The 19,179-nt window shown below is 44.2% G+C and carries 20 protein-coding genes; 6 read left to right on the top strand and 14 right to left on the bottom strand.

Translation table 11 applies throughout. The features are described 5' to 3' along the window. Positions 1 to 3 precede the first annotated feature (3 nt). From ruvA to AC0VYI_RS13350, 4 genes are all read right to left on the bottom strand, one after another. Positions 4 to 603: a Holliday junction branch migration protein RuvA gene (gene ruvA, locus AC0VYI_RS13335; protein ID WP_199475788.1), complete on the bottom strand. Its 600-nt coding sequence runs from the start codon at positions 601 to 603 to the stop codon at positions 4 to 6. Further along, positions 600 to 1,157 (bottom strand): crossover junction endodeoxyribonuclease RuvC, encoded by a 558-nt coding sequence (gene ruvC, locus AC0VYI_RS13340; protein ID WP_233407663.1) that lies wholly within the window; start codon positions 1,155 to 1,157, stop codon positions 600 to 602. Before ruvC ends, ruvA begins: the two co-directional genes overlap by 4 nt. 259 nt (positions 1,158 to 1,416) lie before the next feature. Then, positions 1,417 to 3,189 carry an aspartate--tRNA ligase gene (gene aspS / locus AC0VYI_RS13345; protein WP_199475790.1) on the bottom strand — a complete coding sequence of 591 codons (1,773 nt, stop codon included), beginning with the start codon at positions 3,187 to 3,189 and terminating at the stop codon, positions 1,417 to 1,419. A gap of 240 nt (positions 3,190 to 3,429) precedes the next feature. Beyond that, positions 3,430 to 3,921, bottom strand: coding sequence for a transcription elongation factor GreAB (locus AC0VYI_RS13350; protein ID WP_475443466.1), 492 nt, complete (start codon positions 3,919 to 3,921; stop codon positions 3,430 to 3,432). A 251-nt stretch (positions 3,922 to 4,172) separates the two neighbouring features. Between AC0VYI_RS13350 and AC0VYI_RS13355 the strand changes: the two genes are divergently transcribed. Continuing rightward, on the top strand, positions 4,173 to 4,601 hold the full coding sequence (locus tag AC0VYI_RS13355; RefSeq protein WP_199475792.1) for a MarR family winged helix-turn-helix transcriptional regulator: 429 nt from the start codon (positions 4,173 to 4,175) through the stop codon (positions 4,599 to 4,601). Between the two features lie 10 nt (positions 4,602 to 4,611). Next, the gene (locus AC0VYI_RS13360) at positions 4,612 to 5,352 is read left to right on the top strand and encodes a siderophore-interacting protein (RefSeq protein WP_475443468.1); all 741 of its coding nucleotides are present in this window, start codon (positions 4,612 to 4,614) and stop codon (positions 5,350 to 5,352) included. 126 nt (positions 5,353 to 5,478) lie between these two features. Here AC0VYI_RS13360 and cysN read toward each other — a convergent pair whose 3' ends face one another. The 4 genes from cysN to AC0VYI_RS13380 all read right to left on the bottom strand — a co-directional run bounded on the left by cysN (position 5,479) and on the right by AC0VYI_RS13380 (position 10,638). After that, the gene (cysN, locus tag AC0VYI_RS13365) at positions 5,479 to 7,092 is read right to left on the bottom strand and encodes a sulfate adenylyltransferase subunit CysN (RefSeq protein WP_475443470.1); all 1,614 of its coding nucleotides are present in this window, start codon (positions 7,090 to 7,092) and stop codon (positions 5,479 to 5,481) included. An 18-nt stretch (positions 7,093 to 7,110) separates the two neighbouring features. After that, positions 7,111 to 8,019, bottom strand: coding sequence for a sulfate adenylyltransferase subunit CysD (gene cysD / locus AC0VYI_RS13370; RefSeq protein ID WP_475443472.1), 909 nt, complete (start codon positions 8,017 to 8,019; stop codon positions 7,111 to 7,113). A gap of 184 nt (positions 8,020 to 8,203) precedes the next feature. Further along, complete coding sequence (trhP, locus tag AC0VYI_RS13375) at positions 8,204 to 9,568, bottom strand: prephenate-dependent tRNA uridine(34) hydroxylase TrhP (protein WP_475443474.1); 1,365 nt, start codon at positions 9,566 to 9,568, stop codon at positions 8,204 to 8,206. A 131-nt stretch (positions 9,569 to 9,699) separates the two neighbouring features. Then, on the bottom strand, positions 9,700 to 10,638 hold the full coding sequence (locus AC0VYI_RS13380; RefSeq protein WP_475443476.1) for a hypothetical protein: 939 nt from the start codon (positions 10,636 to 10,638) through the stop codon (positions 9,700 to 9,702). A gap of 156 nt (positions 10,639 to 10,794) precedes the next feature. Between AC0VYI_RS13380 and AC0VYI_RS13385 the strand changes: the two genes are divergently transcribed. Continuing rightward, positions 10,795 to 11,379 (top strand): superoxide dismutase, encoded by a 585-nt coding sequence (locus AC0VYI_RS13385; RefSeq protein WP_475443477.1) that lies wholly within the window; start codon positions 10,795 to 10,797, stop codon positions 11,377 to 11,379. A gap of 179 nt (positions 11,380 to 11,558) precedes the next feature. Here AC0VYI_RS13385 and AC0VYI_RS13390 read toward each other — a convergent pair whose 3' ends face one another. Both AC0VYI_RS13390 and AC0VYI_RS13395 read right to left on the bottom strand, forming a co-directional pair. Beyond that, positions 11,559 to 11,999, bottom strand: coding sequence for a tellurite resistance TerB family protein (locus AC0VYI_RS13390; protein WP_199475799.1), 441 nt, complete (start codon positions 11,997 to 11,999; stop codon positions 11,559 to 11,561). Next, positions 11,984 to 12,520 carry a DUF6942 family protein gene (locus AC0VYI_RS13395; protein ID WP_475443479.1) on the bottom strand — a complete coding sequence of 179 codons (537 nt, stop codon included), beginning with the start codon at positions 12,518 to 12,520 and terminating at the stop codon, positions 11,984 to 11,986. The genes AC0VYI_RS13390 and AC0VYI_RS13395 overlap by 16 nt, the downstream gene beginning before the upstream one ends. A 204-nt stretch (positions 12,521 to 12,724) precedes the next feature. Here AC0VYI_RS13395 and AC0VYI_RS13400 point away from each other — a divergent pair, with 204 nt between their 5' ends. The 3 genes from AC0VYI_RS13400 to AC0VYI_RS13410 all read left to right on the top strand — a co-directional run bounded on the left by AC0VYI_RS13400 (position 12,725) and on the right by AC0VYI_RS13410 (position 15,024). Beyond that, positions 12,725 to 13,135, top strand: a complete 411-nt coding sequence (locus tag AC0VYI_RS13400; protein WP_475443480.1) for a YeeE/YedE family protein — start codon at positions 12,725 to 12,727, stop codon at positions 13,133 to 13,135. A gap of 10 nt (positions 13,136 to 13,145) precedes the next feature. Then, positions 13,146 to 13,568, top strand: a complete 423-nt coding sequence (locus AC0VYI_RS13405; protein WP_199475802.1) for a DUF6691 family protein — start codon at positions 13,146 to 13,148, stop codon at positions 13,566 to 13,568. Between the two features lie 289 nt (positions 13,569 to 13,857). Next, a complete protein-coding gene (locus tag AC0VYI_RS13410; protein ID WP_199475803.1) occupies positions 13,858 to 15,024 on the top strand; it encodes a type III PLP-dependent enzyme in 1,167 nt (388 codons plus the stop codon). Between the two features lie 94 nt (positions 15,025 to 15,118). Here the strand turns inward: AC0VYI_RS13410 and AC0VYI_RS13415 are convergent, their stop codons facing one another. From AC0VYI_RS13415 to gcvT, 4 genes are all read right to left on the bottom strand, one after another. After that, positions 15,119 to 15,841, bottom strand: a complete 723-nt coding sequence (locus AC0VYI_RS13415; RefSeq protein ID WP_475443483.1) for a flagellar brake protein — start codon at positions 15,839 to 15,841, stop codon at positions 15,119 to 15,121. 90 nt (positions 15,842 to 15,931) lie between these two features. Further along, positions 15,932 to 17,071 carry a 4-phosphoerythronate dehydrogenase gene (locus AC0VYI_RS13420; RefSeq protein ID WP_475443484.1) on the bottom strand — a complete coding sequence of 380 codons (1,140 nt, stop codon included), beginning with the start codon at positions 17,069 to 17,071 and terminating at the stop codon, positions 15,932 to 15,934. Next, positions 17,052 to 17,597: an elongation factor P hydroxylase gene (locus tag AC0VYI_RS13425; RefSeq protein ID WP_475449820.1), complete on the bottom strand. Its 546-nt coding sequence runs from the start codon at positions 17,595 to 17,597 to the stop codon at positions 17,052 to 17,054. The genes AC0VYI_RS13420 and AC0VYI_RS13425 overlap by 20 nt, the downstream gene beginning before the upstream one ends. 271 nt (positions 17,598 to 17,868) lie before the next feature. Then, positions 17,869 to 18,969: a glycine cleavage system aminomethyltransferase GcvT gene (gene gcvT / locus AC0VYI_RS13430; RefSeq protein WP_475443485.1), complete on the bottom strand. Its 1,101-nt coding sequence runs from the start codon at positions 18,967 to 18,969 to the stop codon at positions 17,869 to 17,871. Positions 18,970 to 19,179: the final 210 nt, after the last annotated feature.

Genomic DNA, 19,179 nt, shown 5'->3' on the forward strand with positions numbered 1-19,179 from the left:
ATATTACCTTAACATGGCTTTAAGAGCCGCTTTGATAACGTCTTCGCTGCTGGCACCATCCACTGGGATGTTGGCAATTGCCTTCGCTGCCTCTTGCGGTTTATAACCAAGCGCAATCAACGCCGCTTCTGCCTCTTGTCTTGGATCCGCTTGTACTTGTTTAAGGACAGCAGGCGCTGAAAACAAGTCTGCCTTCGCGGCTTGGCCTAATTTATCTCTTAATTCAATAATCAAACGCTCAGCCGTTTTTTTACCCACTCCTGGAATGCGAGTCAGCGCTGTCACATCCGATTCTTGTACATTTGCAATCAATTCTTCGGATGACATGCTAGAGAGTACAGCCAGGGCCATTTTGGGCCCAATGCCATTTACTTTGATTAATACACGAAACAGTGCCCGTTCTGCTTTATCAATAAATCCGTACAAGGTCTGTGAGTCTTCTTTTACTTGAAAATGCGTAAACAAGACAACCTTTTCGCCAATCGGAGGCAAGTCATAAATAGTTGTCATGGAGGCACTTATTTCATACCCCACACCATTCACATCAACCAATAGCTCTGGTGGTGTTTTCTCCACCAATGTCCCAACAATACGTCCGATCACACAGATTTCCTTATATCCAATTCAGACCATCTTTTCGATGTGCGCCCAGCGCGCTTACCTACGCCGAACTCTATGCCCCCCGATGTACGAGTATTGGCATGACACAAAGCAATGGCCAAGGCATCAGCCGCATCGGCTTGTGGCGGAGAAGGCAGTGACAACAGCAACTGTACCATCGCCTGCACTTGGCTTTTTTCAGCGTTCCCGTTTCCCACCACCGACTGTTTCACTCGCCGTGCGGCATATTCATGAACAAATAATTCCTGCAAAGAAGCCGCTACAATGGCTGCCCCTCTTGCTTGTCCTAGCTTTAATGCCGAGTTGGCGTTTTTTGCCAAGAACACTTCTTCAATCGCAAACTCCTTTGGCTGGTACTCTTCCAGCAAGGAGCACACGCTATTGAAGATATTTTTTAATCTAACGGATAACTCATTATCTGGTAAACGAATGCAACCGCTCGTCACGTAAATGGACTTCCCGTTGATAACGTCAATGATGCCAAAGCCGGTAATACGTGAACCAGGGTCAATCGCTAATATTCTTGTGTCTTTCAAAACCAGACCCATATCAGTTTATCATTACTGTATATTCCAACAGCCCTTTACAAAGTATGCAATCGATAAATTCAAAAAAACGTCTTTACACTGTTAGTTTTACGGATATTTTTCAATCTCTTAGCACTAGCCAAGGTTACACGAATATTTGATATCTAAACATACAAGAATAAAAAAACCTCTGGCAACCAAGATCACCAGAGGTTTTTATAAAAATCAAACATATTTAGTCTAAAACTTTTATGCTCAATAAAAAGAACTAACCTTCAACAACAGGCTTTCTGACGCGAATATTGAGCTCTTTGAGTTGCTTCTCGCTTACTTCACCAGGCGCTTGAGTTAATAGGCAAGTGGCGCTTTGCGTTTTCGGGAACGCAATAACATCACGAATAGAGCTGGAGCCAGTCATCAACATTACCAGACGGTCTAGACCAAACGCTAAACCACCGTGTGGTGGCGCACCAAATTTCAATGCATCCAACAAGAAGCCAAATTTTTCATCTTGCTCTTCTTTGCTGATTTTTAGTAATTCAAATACGGTTTCTTGCATAGAAGATTGGTGGATACGAATCGACCCGCCACCCAGCTCAGTACCGTTCAAGACCATGTCGTACGCTTGCGACAACGCTGTTAACGGACTTGCTTTAAGCTCTTCAGGAGAACAAGAAGGAGCGGTAAATGGATGGTGAATGGCTGTAATGCCGCCATCAGACGTTTCTTCAAACATGGGGAAATCTACAACCCACAAAGGCGCCCATTTGCAAGTATAAAGATCCATATCATCGCCCAGCTTGCAACGCAATGCGCCCAAAGCTTCATTCACGACGTTCTCGGAATCCGCACCAAAGAAAATCAAGTCCCCATCTTGTGCTTCAAGACGCTCAAGTAAAGCCGCGCGCACTTCGGTTGGCAGGAACTTAACGATCGGTGATTGTAAACCTTCTTCTAGGTCAGACTTGTCGTTTACCTTAATGTAGGCCAACCCTTTCGCACCATAAATACCGACAAACTTAGTGTAGTCATCGATTTGCTTACGGGTCAGTGCATTACCACCAGGTACTTTCAGAGCTGCAACACGGCCTTTAGGATCTTTGGCTGGGCCAGAGAAGACCTTAAAGTCCACATCGGCCATCAAATCCGATACGGAGACAATCGTTAACGGAATACGTAGATCAGGTTTATCACTGCCGTATGTTTCCATCGCTTCAGAGTATGGCATGCGTGGGAAAGTCCCTAAATCCACATCCAACAACTCTTTAAACAATTTCACGATCATGTCTTCTGTCATCGCCATGATTTGTTCTTCGCTCATGAAAGACGTTTCGATGTCTACCTGAGTGAATTCTGGCTGACGGTCAGCACGAAGGTCTTCGTCACGGAAGCACTTGGCGATTTGGTAGTAACGATCAAAACCAGACACCATCAACAATTGCTTGAATAGCTGTGGAGACTGAGGAAGTGCAAAGAAGCTACCTTGTTGTGTTCTACTTGGTACCAAATAATCACGAGCCCCTTCTGGTGTGGCGCGCGTTAAAATAGGAGTTTCGATATCCAAGAAGCCATTGTCATCCAAATAACGACGTAACACAGACGTTACTTTTGAACGGAAACGCATTTTTTGCTGAATTTCTGGACGACGTAAATCGATGAAACGATTTTTCAAACGCACATCTTCACCAACAGATTGGTGTTCATCAAGCTGAAATGGTGGCGTTTTTGAGGCATTAAGAATTTCAAGCTCTGTGCCCAAAACCTCAATCTCACCCGTATTCATATTCGGGTTAACTGTCCCTTCAGGGCGAGCGCGAACCAAACCTTTTAGCTTCACAACAAATTCGTTACGAACGCTATCGGCAATGGCAAAGCTGTCGGCACGATCTGGGTCAAAAACAACTTGCGTAATGCCTTCACGGTCTCGCACGTCCAAGAAAATAACACCACCGTGGTCACGGCGACGATGAACCCAACCACATAAAGTGATTTCTTGTGAAATGTTAGAAGCATTTAACTCGCCGCAATAATGGCTGCGCATAATTTTTTTCCTATTACTGTCTCAGTGAGAGAGTGATGTGTTCTTACAATGTCTTTTTTGTTTAGCGGGTAAGTGATATTTCGATGGCACGACCAGTGTTTATGTCATCGTCGACTACCATTTTGCGTCTACCGAACAAAAAAAAGAATCTTTTAAGGCGAAGCATTATATGCGAACCGCGCCGGACTCTCTAGAGCCAGAACCAAATTTGTCAGCGACAAAGTACCCGGATAAGCGTCATCAACACACTCTGGTTATTTCATACACAACTTCTAGGCCATTCTGACGCAAACACACCTCGTCACCCTCTTCTTTTCCTATTAACACCTTTCCGACAGGGCTAGAAGGCGTTACCAAAAAAACACTTTGTTGACTTTGCTCTACAGTGAGTCCGCCAGCACAAGGAGAGATAAAAAACCATTTAGTATGGAACGTATTTTTTTCGAGCGCACTCAGTTCGACTAACGCCCATAGGGCGACGGTACTACTGTCTTCAAACAGCACACACCCCTTCTTCTCAAAAGTGCGCCAGTCATTCTCACAGTCGATCACGCGCTGAGATTGCCCATGGGCAAGATAGGAGGCCTCTAGACCAAAGGTATCGTATTTATTTTCTGCCACACTTTCTTCATTTGTCGCGGCATCATGGGCTTGCTTGGCTGCCCACAGCGCCGTATCAAAACGCTTTCTTAACGCGCTTGTGATCGTTTCATATACTGTCTGTTTCTTCATACCATCGATATACCTCGAATTGCCTGCGGGCATTGTAGTCATTCATCATTAGAAAAAAAGACATCATGGAAACTTCGTCACTTATACCCTTTAAAAACAAACCTGATACAGAGTCCCAAAAAGCCAAAAAATAAGGAAGTAACGCCTGTCCTCAGAGAAACGCATTTTATTAACGATTCTTAGTTGACTTAATCAACTCATAGCAGTATTTTGATAATCATTCTCAAATAAAGACAAGAGCACAGATTACCATGCAAGATTCCATAGGCGAATCGCTACACAAATTAATTCACAGCTATAAAAGCACTCTTAGGGAGACGGCAATTCAATCAGGCATTAAATTGCCAGTTGGTCACATCCGCCTACTCAAAAGCCTAAAAAAAGAAGGATGCATTGCTAAGGCTGTTGCGACTCAATTGTGCTTGGATAAATCTCAAGTGACGAGAGTAATTAACGATCTTGTTGAGCGCGGCTATCTCACCAAGGAGCGTCACCCAACGAATCATCGCAGCAGCCTACTCATCCTGACTCATTCAGGAAAAACACTACTGGATGACATTCAGACCTTTGAAAAGACCATTTCACAAGAAATGGCCATAGGACTAACCGATCAACAAGTCGACCAATTCATCCAGATCGCCGACACAATGCGGCACAATCTCGAACAAACCAATGACTAAGGAGTCAGCAATGAGCAGACCACAACCAAGAGAACTCAGAGTGACCCGAAAAACACTGATCACACCTAATATGTTGCGCATTACACTAAGCGGAGAGAACATTAGTACCATTCCCGTAGACCAAGAAAGTAGCCACGTTAAACTGATATTTCCTCAAGGAGAAACGAAACCACTTGTCCGAACCTATACGATTCGACAGCAGCGCCCAACAGAAATAGACATCGACTTTGTACTACATGAAGATGGTGGTCCAGCGTCGACTTGGGCGAAAAACGTACAAACCAATGAAGTCATTATGGTCGGCGGCCCTGGCCCTAAAAAGATGATCACTCATACAACCGATTGGCAATTGTTGGTCGGAGATATGACCGCCCTGCCTGCCATTAGTGTCAATCTTGCTAAATTGCCGGATGACGCAAAGGGCTATGCGGTAATCGAAATAGTTAGTGAAGAAGACATTCAAGCACTTAGTCACCCTGCGGGGATTGAGTTAAAGTGGATCATAAACCCTCACCCAGGCCAACACTCAACCACTCTACTTGACTCAGTAAAAGCATTACCTTGGTTAGAGGGCACCCCCTCAGTATGGACGGCTTGTGAGTTTAGCAGCATGAAAGCGCTGCGTGCCTTCTTTAAAAATGACAAAGCCGTTAGCAAAGAAAATCTCTATATTTCAAGTTATTGGAAACTAGGAAGCAATGAAGATCAGCACAAAATTGCAAAACGAGACGATGCTGAAACAGCGCTATAAAGGGCGCCCTCTTTAATGGCCTAGACATCGACAATCATCTAATCAAAAAAATGCCAGCTCAATCTGATAAGCTGGCATTTTTGTTACCCTTAAGAACTAAGCTTCAAGTTATTGAGAACCAAGCGCTTACAAACGAGTGCTTTCGATGATCAAGTCTACCACATCATCAACACGGGTTTCTTTGATCTCAGATTCTGCAATATCCGCATTACCAACAAGGAAAACCACACCCGTTTGGCGAACCAATTGAGCTTCTTGTTCAGAGGCATCGGCTTTCACTAAAGCAACCACCCCTTTGCGTAATAATTGGCGCTCCAATGACACACTGTTAGCTAGTACTTCGGCAGACAAAGCGATGATGGCAGGCTTTTGACCAAGACGAGCGGCACGGTCTTCCGCGCTTACTTCTGACTCTTCATCTAATTCAGCAACCACCTCTTCCACCATACCCGCGCCCACCGTGACGTTAGTCAAACGGTCGATCACCACCAAAGCCCCAGTAAAGCGGCTGTCTGTGTATTGATCAAAAGCAACTGGCGCATCAAATTGAATCACCGCATCACCAATTTCATTCAAACCCAATACGTCAATATCACTTTCTTCTAGGGTATTAACATCCACACGATGGTTAAAATGATGGACTTTACCAGGCACCGTTTGTGTGCCCAATTTGAAGTCATACAATTTGCCTGAAACCAGTGGATGATCTGACATCCAAACCACAGAGGCTCGAAGTGTCGAACCAATTAAAGGCTCCTGACCAACATGGGACAACATATCACCACGACTGATATCAATCTCGTCTTCCAAAGTAATAGTGACCGCTTGACCGGCTTTAGCAACCTCCAAATTACCGTCGTAAGTCACAATCTCAGCGACTTTGGATTTTTTACCGGAAGGCAAAGCCACCACTTCATCGCCAGGCTTCACTGCACCCGCCGCGATAGTGCCGGAGAAACCACGAAAATCTAGGTTAGGACGGTTCACATATTGTACAGGGAAACGGAAAGCATCACGTTTCACATCACGGTTAATCTGTACATTTTCCAGTATGGCCATCAGTGGCTGCCCAGCATACCAAGGCGTACTCTCGGAGGCATTCACCACATTATCGCCACGCAAAGCGGAGATGGGCACAAACTTAATATCTTCTGGGCAACGATTACCAAGCTGCTCTGTAAAATCCAAGTAAGCCGCTTGAATCTCTGTGTATTTGGCCTCTGAGAAATCGACCAAATCCATTTTGTTAATCGCCACGACTACATGTTTAATGCCTAACAGTGCGGCAATATAAGTATGGCGGCGTGTTTGCGTCTGCACACCATAGCGAGCGTCGATCAAAATAATCGCCAAATCGCAGGTCGAGGCACCAGTGGCCATGTTGCGCGTATATTGCTCATGCCCTGGGGTATCAGCGATAATGAACTTACGCTTCTCTGTGGAGAAGTAGCGATAAGCCACATCAATGGTAATACCTTGCTCGCGCTCTGCTTGCAGACCGTCTACAAGCAAAGCCAAATCCACTTCTTCGCCCTGGGTGCCAGACTTTTTGCTGTCACGTTTAACAGCATCCAAATGATCTTCATAAATCAATTTAGAATCATGCAGCAAGCGACCAATCAGGGTACTTTTGCCATCATCTACGTTACCGCAGGTTAGCAGGCGAAGCAGGTCTTTTTCTTCGTGTTGTTTCAAATAACCAAGGATGTCTTGGCTGATCAATTCGGACTGGTGAGACATTCTTTCTTTACTCCAAACTTAGAAATAACCTTGTTTCTTCTTCTCTTCCATCGACCCTGAAGAATCGTGGTCGATGACTCGGCCTTGTCGTTCTGAACTCTTGGTTAACAGCATTTCCTGAATAATATCAGGCAAGGACGCCGCTTCAGACTCCACCGCGCCAGTCAGTGGATAACAGCCAAGAGTACGGAAACGTACCGATTTCATATCAGGCACTTCGCCCTCTTTAAGTGGCATGCGGTCATCGTCCACCATGATCAGAGTACCATCACGCTCAACCACAGGGCGTTGTGCAGAGTAATACAAAGGAACAATAGGAATACTTTCTAAATAGATGTATTGCCAGATGTCCAACTCCGTCCAGTTGGACAAAGGAAAGACTCGAATACTTTCGCCCTTATTCACTTTACCATTGTAGATATTCCACAATTCTGGGCGTTGGTTTTTCGGATCCCAACGATGCTGCTTATCGCGGAAAGAATACACTCGCTCTTTGGCACGGGACTTCTCTTCATCGCGGCGTGCACCACCAAAAGCGGCATCAAAACCATACTTGCCTAACGCCTGTTTAAGTGCTTGGGTTTTCATGACATCGGTATGTTTGGCACTGCCGTGAGTAAACGGGTTGATCCCTTGCTCAAGACCTTCTTTGTTTTGGTGAACGATCAGTTCCAGACCTAGATTAGCAACCAGCTCATCACGAAATTTAATCATTTCTTTAAACTTCCACCCAGTATCCACATGCATCAATGGAAAGGGTGGTTTACCTGGGTAGAAAGCCTTCATTGCAAGATGCAGCATCACCGCTGAATCCTTACCAATGGAGTAAAGCATTACCGGATTATCAAACTCGGCAGCCACTTCACGAATAATATGAATACTCTCAGCTTCGAGCTGTTTAAGGTGTGTCAATCTTGCTTCAGTCATAATTTCCCATCTCAGATTGTAGGACTCTAGCATTTTTTCCACTATATCATGCATAGAGGTTATAAAAACCACGTTAACTAGATCATGATGATATATAGATATTAAAAAAGGCTCATAAGGTGAGCCTTTATAGAAAGAGATGAGATGACTAAAGAAACCTCAGGCGTTAGAACGTTCAACCAGATTAAGCATTTGGAAGATTGCGCATAATCATACCGAACGTCAAACCTTCAGGGCAGCTATCCATAGGAATACGCACCTTATGGCCTGACCCAGGCGCGACGACAATTGACTCTCCACGGAGGGTTTCCATGGCTTGCAATTGAACGAACTGGCTACCAGCGGGCGTCATTAATTCTAATGTGTCGCCTACTTTAAAACGATTTTTTACCTCTACCGTCAACCAGCCATTTTGCCAATCCAACATTTCGCCGACAAACTGCTGCTGGGTAGAGATAGAATTGCCATGTTGATAGTTCTGATACTGGTCATGTACATGACGGCGATAAAAGCCTTCGGTATAGCCCCGGTGGGCAAGGCCGTCTAGCTTATTCATTAAGCCCATATCAAAAGCACGCCCGTATGTCGCATCATCAATGGCTTGACGATATAATTGGGCCGTACGAGCCGCATAAAAATGCGATTTAGTACGCCCTTCGATTTTCAATGAGTGCACGCCCATTTCAATCAATTTTTCGACATGCTGAATGGCTCTTAGATCACGACTGTTCATAATATAAGTCCCATGCTCATCTTCGAACGCTGGCATGAACTCCCCTTCTCGACCTTGTTCACGAAGCAATACTACCTCGTCAAATGGCTTCCCTATCCCCAAAGTGGTTTGCTCCTCTGGATCAAGCGCTTTGGGATCAAACAACTGTGGTGAGGTTAAATGGCTGCCATCGGCAGGGACAATATCGCCCGTTATCTCTTCTTTCGCCGCTTTCACATCGTATTGCCAACGGCATGAGTTGGTACATGTACCTTGGTTTGGATCTCGACGATTAAAATAGCCAGATAATAAACAGCGCCCTGAATAAGCAATACACAAAGAGCCATGGACAAAGGTTTCAATTTCCATGTCTGGCACCATGGTGCGAATCTCACCGATCTCTTCTAAAGAAAGCTCTCGGGATAAAATGACACGGGTTAAACCGTAGTTATGCCAGAACTTTACCGTCGCCCAGTTCACCGCATTTGCCTGAACCGAAAGGTGAATGTCCATATCTGGCCATTTTTCTTTAACCAACATCATCATGCCAGGATCAGACATAATTAAGGCATCTGGCTGCATATCGATAACGGGCTCAATGTCTCGCAGGTAAGTTTTGATCTTGGCATTATGAGGAGCAATGTTACTCGCCACATACAATTTTTTGCCTTGCTGGTGGGCTTCTTCAATCCCCACTGCAAGGTTTTTCATATCGAAGTCATTATTACGCACACGCAAGCTATAGCGTGGCTGCCCTGCGTAGACCGCATCGGCACCATAGGCAAAGGCGTAACGCATGTTTTTGAGAGTACCGGCGGGAGAAAGTAATTCAGTCATGGGATCAATAAATCAGAATAATAAGAATGGGCGCATTCTAATCATTTGTAGGACGGTGGCTATTTGCAGAACAAAAAAAGACCGACAAAGTCGGCCTTTCAATGATGTAGATCAAGCGAGGTTAAAGATACTCAATTTGACCCTGAGCTCAACTGCTGTTGCAACATGATTTGATTGATCTGTTTACGAATCCGCAAGATCTCAGAATTAACTTGGGCTCGGAAAGCATCGTTTGAATTGAGGGCATCCTGATGTTTGCTAAGCTCTTGCTTCATCGCCGTAAGATCAGATCCACCATTAAGTTTCGCAACCTTTTTCTGCAAGGTAGACAAATCCTGAGACACTTGATCAATGCTCAATGCTTGCGCATCGTTACTGTCACTTTGGGCAGCAATATTCTGTTCAAGCTTCGCCAGTTTATCGTTAATCTTAGTCAAACTACTTTTTAGATCACTTGTATCCGATACGATAGGTTTGACCTTATCCGTCAAATCGGCCACGGACTTGACCACCTTATTGTAGTTGTTTTCCAGCTCGTTAAAAGAATTGCCTTGCATAGCAACACGCTGCCCTTGGCTTGAGACATTATCCTTCAACAAGGCAAGTTTTTTATTGAGCGCATCAATCGCATCACCATTATCTGAAATGTTTTTTCGGTTGCGGTCATAGGCAACTGCCCAAAGTTTACGTACCTCGCTCTCGTTATCCTTAATGCGATCTTCTAAGCTTTGGCCTTTCTTATCGGCTGACACATCCGCAGCAAGCAACTGATTGTCCAAGTTTTCAATCTTATTTTTCGCACCAGACAATTCATTGCGCAATTGTAAATTCTGCTGCCATAACCAGTAGCCTGCTCCGGCAGCGGCGGCTAGAATGAGGAAAAGTAATAGGTAAATACCAGCAAGACTTGGCTTTTTGTACACCACAGATTGGTTTGTGGATGGTCTTGTTGGGGGTGGATTTAAGCGGCGCTTAGGATCCTGCTGCGACCGCTGTTGTGGGCGTCTATCGCTGACTTCGTCCTGGTCTAAAGTCAAACTTGGTATTTCGATGTCATCTTTTCTTGGCATGGCGTTATGGTATCTTCGCTATTAACAAAAATTATGAAACTAATAACCACAAAAACTTAATGATTATTATATTTCAAAGTTCGGTGCTACTATATAAGCACCATTAACTGCTTGATAACAAGCATTTTTCGTTAATACAAAGCAAGGAGAAAAGAAATGGCTTTTGAATTACCCGCTCTTCCTTATGCTAAAGACGCACTTGAGCCTCATATGTCAGTTGAGACCCTTGAGTACCACTACGGCAAGCACCACAACACATACGTAGTGAAGCTAAATGGTTTGATTCCTGGCACAGAATATGAAAATAAATCTCTAGAAGAAATCATCACTTCTGCTCCAGCGGGTGGCGTATTTAACAACGCGGCGCAAATCTGGAACCATACGTTCTTCTGGAACAGCCTAAACCCTAATGGTGGTGGTGAGCCTACTGGCGCGCTAGCTGAAGCGATCAATGCAAAATGGGGCTCTTTCGCGAAGTTCCAAGAAGCATTCAACGACAAAGCGGTTAACAACTTTGGTTCTAGCTGGACTTGGCTGGTTAAAACCGCTGACGGTTCTCTAGACATCGTTAATACTAGTAATGCTGGCAATCCACTTACTGATGGTTTGACGCCTGTACTGACTGTTGACTTGTGGGAACATGCTTACTACATCGACTACCGTAACGTACGTCCTGATTACCTAAAAGGTTTCTGGGCATTGGCTAACTGGGATTTCGCTGCCGCAAACTTCGCAGCGTAATTCACTTTTACCAAATTGTAATGCAGTCTAAAAACGCGGCCAAGTGCCGCGTTTTTTTCTTATTGATGAATCAGTTAGAGCTACCAATCAATAAATACACTAAATAGTCATTATTTTTCAAACCCATCTAGGCTTAAAAAAGCTTTAACTTAATAGTTTTTATTAATACATAGAATCAATCACTTTTGCATTTCTTTTTGCGCAATCAACTTAGCTTGAATAAATTCTGAATGAGGCATGAACAGCAGATCACTAATAGAGCGAATACGATGATCTTCGTAGGCGTCAACATCACCATCAGCATAGGCAACTCGCCATAAGCCAATCAACAATTCCATTTTTTGCTCTAAAGAGGCATTATCATTTATCACTTTAGTAAACTGATAAAGATCGTTCGCCTCCTTAATACCCGCCTTTGCTTCTTCAAAAAGCATGTCCACATCATCTCCTAAATCCGTCACGCCTTTTAGGAAGTCTTTCATTTGAGTGACTTCTTTTTCATTGACGTCATCATCCGCCATAATAACCTCCATCATGAGCGCTGCCACTGCTCTTTGATAAGAGATACGCTCATGGGGCTCAGTAGATACCTGAAAAAGGCTTTTTAATGCTTGTAACATGAATTCTCCAGTAAATTATCTAGAACTTGATGACGCAACTCACTAATCAAACGGTTGGGGAACTGACGGTAATCAAGGTATGGACACCAAACTTGATGGTCATAAAAAGCAGCCTGCTGTTTGTCTCCCACCACCGTCGCCCTTTCATCAATCGCTATGTCTTGACGAAAGGTATTACCAACGATAAACACAACACATTCTTGACTGACCTCATCACTCGCCGCGTAATACTCCTCAAGCTGGTGCTTATCCCAAATGATCGCACAACGAGAAAATAAACACTCATCTCGATAATATCGCCAATCTTCCTGCAAAGGCACTAACAACTTCGCTATAATAGTGAATATTTTACGCCAATGATTCCCATTTAATTCAATCAGCAAGGGAACATTCGGATAAGACAAAAAGGCCTCATCATAATCCGGCGGCAACACAGGCTTATTTGGCATGAGAAAAATACATTGCGCAGTTTCCTTTGGAGCGCCTAACCACAGCAACGCATCATTACTTAAATCAGACATCCCACACCATGAATAGGTTCATTTATTATGCCCATAGTAACTAACTAATGTTCAAAGACGATGGAAGAAGAGAATATTCATTAAAAAAACAAATAGCATCCTAGATTAATCCTTTAATTTCATACGAAACTTAACAGAATAAGCTTATTCTATTATGATATATTATTAACTATCTTCTCAGACAACCTCAACGAGATTACCACCATGACTGACATACTTTATCCCATCCTTGGCGGGCTTTGCATTGGTCTTTCAGCAAGCATTTACTTGTTAGCAACAGGTAAAATTATGGGCATCAGTGGCCTGTTGTCCCAAGCATTGTTTGGCCCACCTGGCATGAATACAAAATGGTTACCTCTTATATTTCTTGTCGGCACCGTTGTTGGTGGCGCAAGTTACGGTGTTTTAACTCACCAGACGGTACCCTTTCCCGATCCCAGAAGCCCGCTTTTATTGATTGCTTCTGGCCTTCTCGTTGGCTATGGAACTCGCCTTGGTAGTGGTTGCACCAGTGGGCATGGCGTATGTGGCATTTCCCGTGGTTCGATTCGCTCTTTGACCGCAACCGCCATATTTATGGTGACAGCTATTTTAACCGTGATGATCACGAAATAAGGTCCTGATTATGATGATATTAATTACGCTATTTTGCGGCATTTTATTTGGTGTCGGCCTCGCGTTATCGCAAATGACTAACCCTGCAGTCGTTCTTGGCTTTTTAGACATTTTCGGCAACTGGAACCCGTCTTTAATTTTTGTAATGGGCTCCGCTATTGTAGTAGGGGTTATAAGCTATGCCATCAAAAATGGCCGTCAAGCCCCTTGGCTAGCTAAAAATTGGTCTGTCCCAACCCATACTCACATTGATGCTAAGCTGGTTATCGGCAGCGCTCTATTTGGCATTGGCTGGGGGTTGAGTGGTTACTGTCCAGGACCAGGCCTAACCGCTTTAGTTAACAACCCTCAAGAAGGCTTTTACTTTATTGGGGCAGTTATTATAGGAAGTGGTATTTTTTATATACAAAACAAACGATTAGCAAAAGCCTAACCCATCAAAGCATGGATTTTTTAGTCACAAAAAATTCATGCTTTCTTCCTGCTCCATCCCTAACTACACTTTCCTTTCTTGAGACAAAAAAAACACTTGACGCGAGACCCCTTGGGTTTTAAATTTCGCCCGCGTCATTGCTGAACATAATCCGCACCGCTTCAACTGCTGCGCTAGTCGCTTAAGGCCTTAGAGCCGGATAAGTAACAGCTTAAAGTAGGATGGAGGGAGGTAAAGACGTTCTTACTTTTATACGGTTTATGTTTTGCCAGATAAGGAGCTTTAGCCCATGACTACTGACGTCTATTCTTTTTATACCCCAGAACGTTTCGCGCGCTTCAAAGCATTTGCTGATACCAAAGAAACGCCCTTTGTAGTGATTGATACACAAATGATCGATGAGGCTTATACCGAGCTGACGAAAGGCTTCCCTATTGCGGATGTGTTTTACGCGATTAAAGCGAATCCGGCCCCCGAAATTCTAACCCTATTACGTGACCGTGGATCCAACTTTGATGTCGCCTCTCGTTATGAGTTAGATAAGCTGTTTTCTATTGGTGGGATTTCGCCAGATCGCGTGAGCTATGGTAACACCATTAAAAAAGCTAAAGACGTTCGTTACTTCTACGAGAAAGGCGTACGCATGTTCGCTACCGATTCCGAAGCAGACTTACGCAATATCGCTAAAGCCGCGCCAGGCTCTCGTGTTTATGTGCGCATTTTGACCGAGGGCACTGTCACAGCTGATTGGCCTTTATCTCGAAAATTCGGCTGCCGTCCGGACATGGCAATGGATCTACTGATTCTTGCAAAAGAGCTTGGCTTGATTCCTTACGGAATTTCGTTCCATGTTGGCTCTCAGCAACGCGACATCGGGGCTTGGGATGCAGCCATTGCCAGCGTAAAAGTCATTTTTGAACGCTTGAAAGAAGAAGATGGCATCCAATTAGAAATGATCAACATGGGCGGCGGCTTCCCCGCAAATTACATCGCCCGCACCAATGACCTTGCAACCTATGCGGAAGAAATTTCACGCTTCTTGGAAGAAGACTTTGGCACCGATTTGCCAAGAATCATTCTAGAGCCTGGACGCTCTTTGATATCTAATGCTGGAGTATTAGTCAGTGAGGTAGTGTTGATCTCCCGTAAATCCCATACGGCTCTTAATCGTTGGGTATTCACTGATGTGGGTAAATTCTCTGGTTTAATCGAAACCTTAGACGAAGCGATTAAATACCCTATTCATGTTGAGAAACAAGGGGAATTAGAAGAGGTGATTATTGCCGGACCAACTTGCGACAGTGCAGACATTCTATATGAACACTATAAATATGGTTTGCCACTGAACTTAGCGATTGGTGATCGTATGTACTGGCTATCAACTGGTGCCTACACCACAACTTATAGCGCAGTAGAGTTCAACGGCTTCCCGCCTTTGGCATCTTACTATTTATAAAACGTCTTAGACAGGACAGTGTATCGGGTTGCTGGCCTCTTCTGAGACCAGCAACTCATTTATCCAACAACATCGTTCGTTGATTGATGTGTCGTTAATTGAGCCGACTTTTTTGCGTTTCCAAAATAAAAGCTTTTAGGGTGATCGCGGCCTCCCGGCTTATATTCTCAAAACGAACACCATAAACATAAAAGTACTCTGCATTCATTTTTTCTAAGAACTCATTATCAACCAGACTGGCCTGAAGCTGCTCAAGCATCTGTATTTCTTGAGAGCGAATTTCACCATCAAGCTTTAACGCCACATGATAACCGGCCACATTCACACCTAAAGACACTTTAAGCTTCTGACTCACTAGACCAAAATCTTCCTTGGACACCAACTTGGCCCCACCAAGACTAAGATCCACCAATACGCCAGTTGTAAACGCTGGAATCGAGTCCGAACCATCAACTGGCTCTAAGCGACAGATTAATCTCGTCTCTACTCGAGCGGCAGTCCGAACCATTGATGCTTCCACATACTCAGGGTAGGCGATATGAATATGAGGCCCTGGCTCCAAATAACTTTTTGCCACTTTACTACTAAACGCACACACCTCGGTGTCCAGCATGACACGAATGTTTACGAGTTGACTTTCACGTACCAGAATATTTTTACCATTCACTTTAGGGCAAGACAGAATAAGTGAGCGGCCAGGAATAGCACCCAAGACACTCACCATATATCGACCTGGTGGAGAAATAAACTCCAACTGTACGCTTGTCCCTATCGGTACATCCAATTCATCAAAATCTACTTGTCTTACTCCAGACATGAAATGCTCTCTTCTCATTTTTGTAATCGATATCAAGACCTGCTCCCCACTGGGACAACGCTCCTCAACAGGTCTTGAGATAAAAACACCTTAAAACCCCATTGCTTTCAATTTTGTAAGAGCCTGTTCACTTGACGGCTCTACTATGCAAGTGGCGAACTCATCCCGCTCAACATAATGCTTACGCAACCAATCAAAGGTTGTCTTATTAGCATAGCGGCGATAGTTAAATCGCAAACGGGAATCGTCCCTTGCCACGTCATAAATCGCATGCGCAGCGCGGGCCAACAATTCTTCGCCGCTTAAATCGTCATGTAGTGACACAGCACGCAGCCGCCCTGGACTAATGGCATCTCTTAATGACACTTGATTGTCGATATTGAAATGTCGACAAAATGTTTGATAGACCATCCAAGTGCCCTTTTCACGACCTTGTTTGCTATACCCTGCAATATGTGGCGTCGCAATATCCACAATAGCCAAGGTCTCAACATCAAGGTCAGGTTCCCCTTGCCAAACATCCCAAATTAAATGCAAATCGCCACGCCGTTCTTTATATAACTCTCGCAAGGCCGATTCATCGATTACACCACCACGACCAGCCGATATAATCGCAGTACCCGCTTTTACTTGTCGCAGTTGCTCCTTACCAACCATACCAATGGTCGGATAATCACCGTCTCTCGTCAGTGGGGCATGCAAGGAAATCACATCACAAGCCATGACTGAAGCCAAGGAAACAAACGGCACTGAGCCTATATTCTTGCTAGCATACTCTGCCTGTTTGATTGGATCATAAACGCACACATCGCAACCCAATGCAGCAAAACGATCAAATACCGTCTTACCAACATTACCGTAACCAATCACGCCTATTTTTTTATTCAACCACATGAGATTTTTTGTTAATGCCAAAAAACCTAATCCACTAAAAACATAGTCCGCCACCGCATCGGCATTGCAACCTGGGGCACTACTAAAGGCAATGCCTTGTTCTGCTAAATACTCAGTATCAATGTGATCTACACCAATAGTAGCACTTCCTACAAAACGTACACGGGAACCTTTTAACAGTTCGGGCGATACCTTCGTTACAGAGCGCACCAATAGAACATCAGCACCTTTAACTTGTTCTTTAGTTAATGTACGACCATTGACCAATTCAACCTCACCAAAAGCTGAAAACAACTTGGTCACGTTGGGCATATTTTCATCGGCAATTATTTTCATATTGCTGGTTCATGTACCTATCAAAGTCCGTATCTGAGCAACGCATTGACAACAGATACTGAGAAAAAGTGAGAGCTCGCTGAGGCAAGCCCGACATTAGATAACGTTTTACTTGTTCATAAACAGCACGTTCAAAAACACTAGCGTCATACTCTGGTAATGCCAAATTATCAACGCTCACACGAAACCTCATACCCGCAGCCCAATGGAAGAAACACTCAACCGCTTGCGGCTTAACTTCGACCGTTTCAAAAAGCCGTTGCTGCTCTTCAGTGCGCGTATCAGGCTCATACCAATATCCATAATCTTCCAGTTTGCGCCGCTCATCACCAGCGATACACCAATGACTGATTTCATGAAGCGCACTGGATGGATAATCTAAGCGAAAATACAATAAGGCTGGATGCGTCTTGGTGGGAGGAAGATATAAAGGCTCATCAGCGCCACTCACAAGCACAGTGTTAAAATCCGATTGAAAACAGGCATTAAACGCCTCAATCAGTTGTTTAGCTGTTAGCAAAAGCACCACTCCGGAGACTAAAATATCAAAAGCGAAATTATTACACATTTACAATGTGTGGGCTATTCAGCATTTGAGGCTTGTCCGTAGAAAAATGCTGAATAGCCATAAAAAAAACGCCCCAGCGGATACAACCCAATGAGGCGCATTGTGTAGTCTTTGAATAGAGGGCTTAACTCTCCGATGCTTTTAACTTCTGAAGTCCTTATCCTCTTAACCTCTGAAACTCTTAACCTCTAGAACCTTCAACCTCTAAAACTTTCAACCTCTAAAACTTTCAACCTCTAAAGTAATGGGCAGGCACAAACGGCATTTTGGTTTGAATCAATGGAATGCTTTTCCCGCGAACATTGGCAAATAACGGCGTCTCATCCGTTAAGCTTTGTGTTTCAACATACGCCATGACAATAGGCTGCGACAGACTAGGAGAAAATCCTCCGCTGGTCACCGTCCCTTTCACGTCTCCAGCTTCATTAATGATCTCAACACCTTCACGAACAGGCGCCTTACCATCCACTAAAAAGCCAACACGCTTGCGGTTTGGTTTGTTAGCAAATTCAGGCAAAATCACATTCGCCCCGATAAAGCCTCCTTCACGTTCGCCCCCAAGACGACGAACGGGTTGAATGGCCCAGTTCAGTGACGCTTCCACTGGCGTTGTGCTGGTATCGATATCATGACCATACAAACATAGCCCAGCCTCCAAGCGCAGAGAGTCACGAGCCCCCAAGCCAATCCACTCCACTTCAGGCATATCAAGCAAAGCATCCGTTAAAATCTGAGCATGCTCATTGGGGATAGATATTTCGTATCCGTCTTCCCCCGTATAACCTGAGCAACTTACCCACAATTCAATGCCTTGCCATTCAAACTGCGTACTCTGCATAAATGTCATCTTAGCCGCATCTGGTACCAAGCGAGCAAATGCCTCACGCGCTTTGGGTCCTTGGATGGCTAATAAGGCACGATCATCAATCACCTCAACCTCACAACCAACCAGCGACGCTTTCATATGAGCAATATCGTTGTCTTTGCAAGCAGCATTAACAACAACAAAAAGCGCCTCACCCCAATTCGCAAACATGAGGTCATCTGAAATAGCACCATTTTCTGTGGTAAACAGACCGTAGCGCTGCATACCTTCTGGCAAACCTAAGACATCGACAGGGACAATTTTCTCAAAGGCCTGTTTAACATTGGCACCACGCAGCATCACTTGTCCCATGTGCGAAACATCAAATAACCCCGCATTTTCACGAACCCATAAATGTTCTTTTTTAACGCCAAGGGGATATTGGACAGGCATTTCATAACCAGCAAATTCAACCATTCTGGCGCCTGCAGCAATGTGCTGCTGATATAGAGGGGTACGTTTCATAAAACAGACCTTTCGATGATTTAGAGAATTTTGTTTCCGATTGGAAACAGATTATCTAAAAAAACACCCATTTTACAAGTGATCCGTACAATTTAATCTAGACTGAAGAAGATTAAGCCTCAGAAGCGGTCTATAGAATTAACCAAATGGTCAGTATTTTTTGTTACTTTAAAATGTCGTACTTGCTTGTTTATTTCTTGTTTCCAATCG

The sequence above is a fragment of the Marinomonas sp. 63XJN7_9_ISO-PGPR-S23-217 genome (assembly GCF_056173515.1).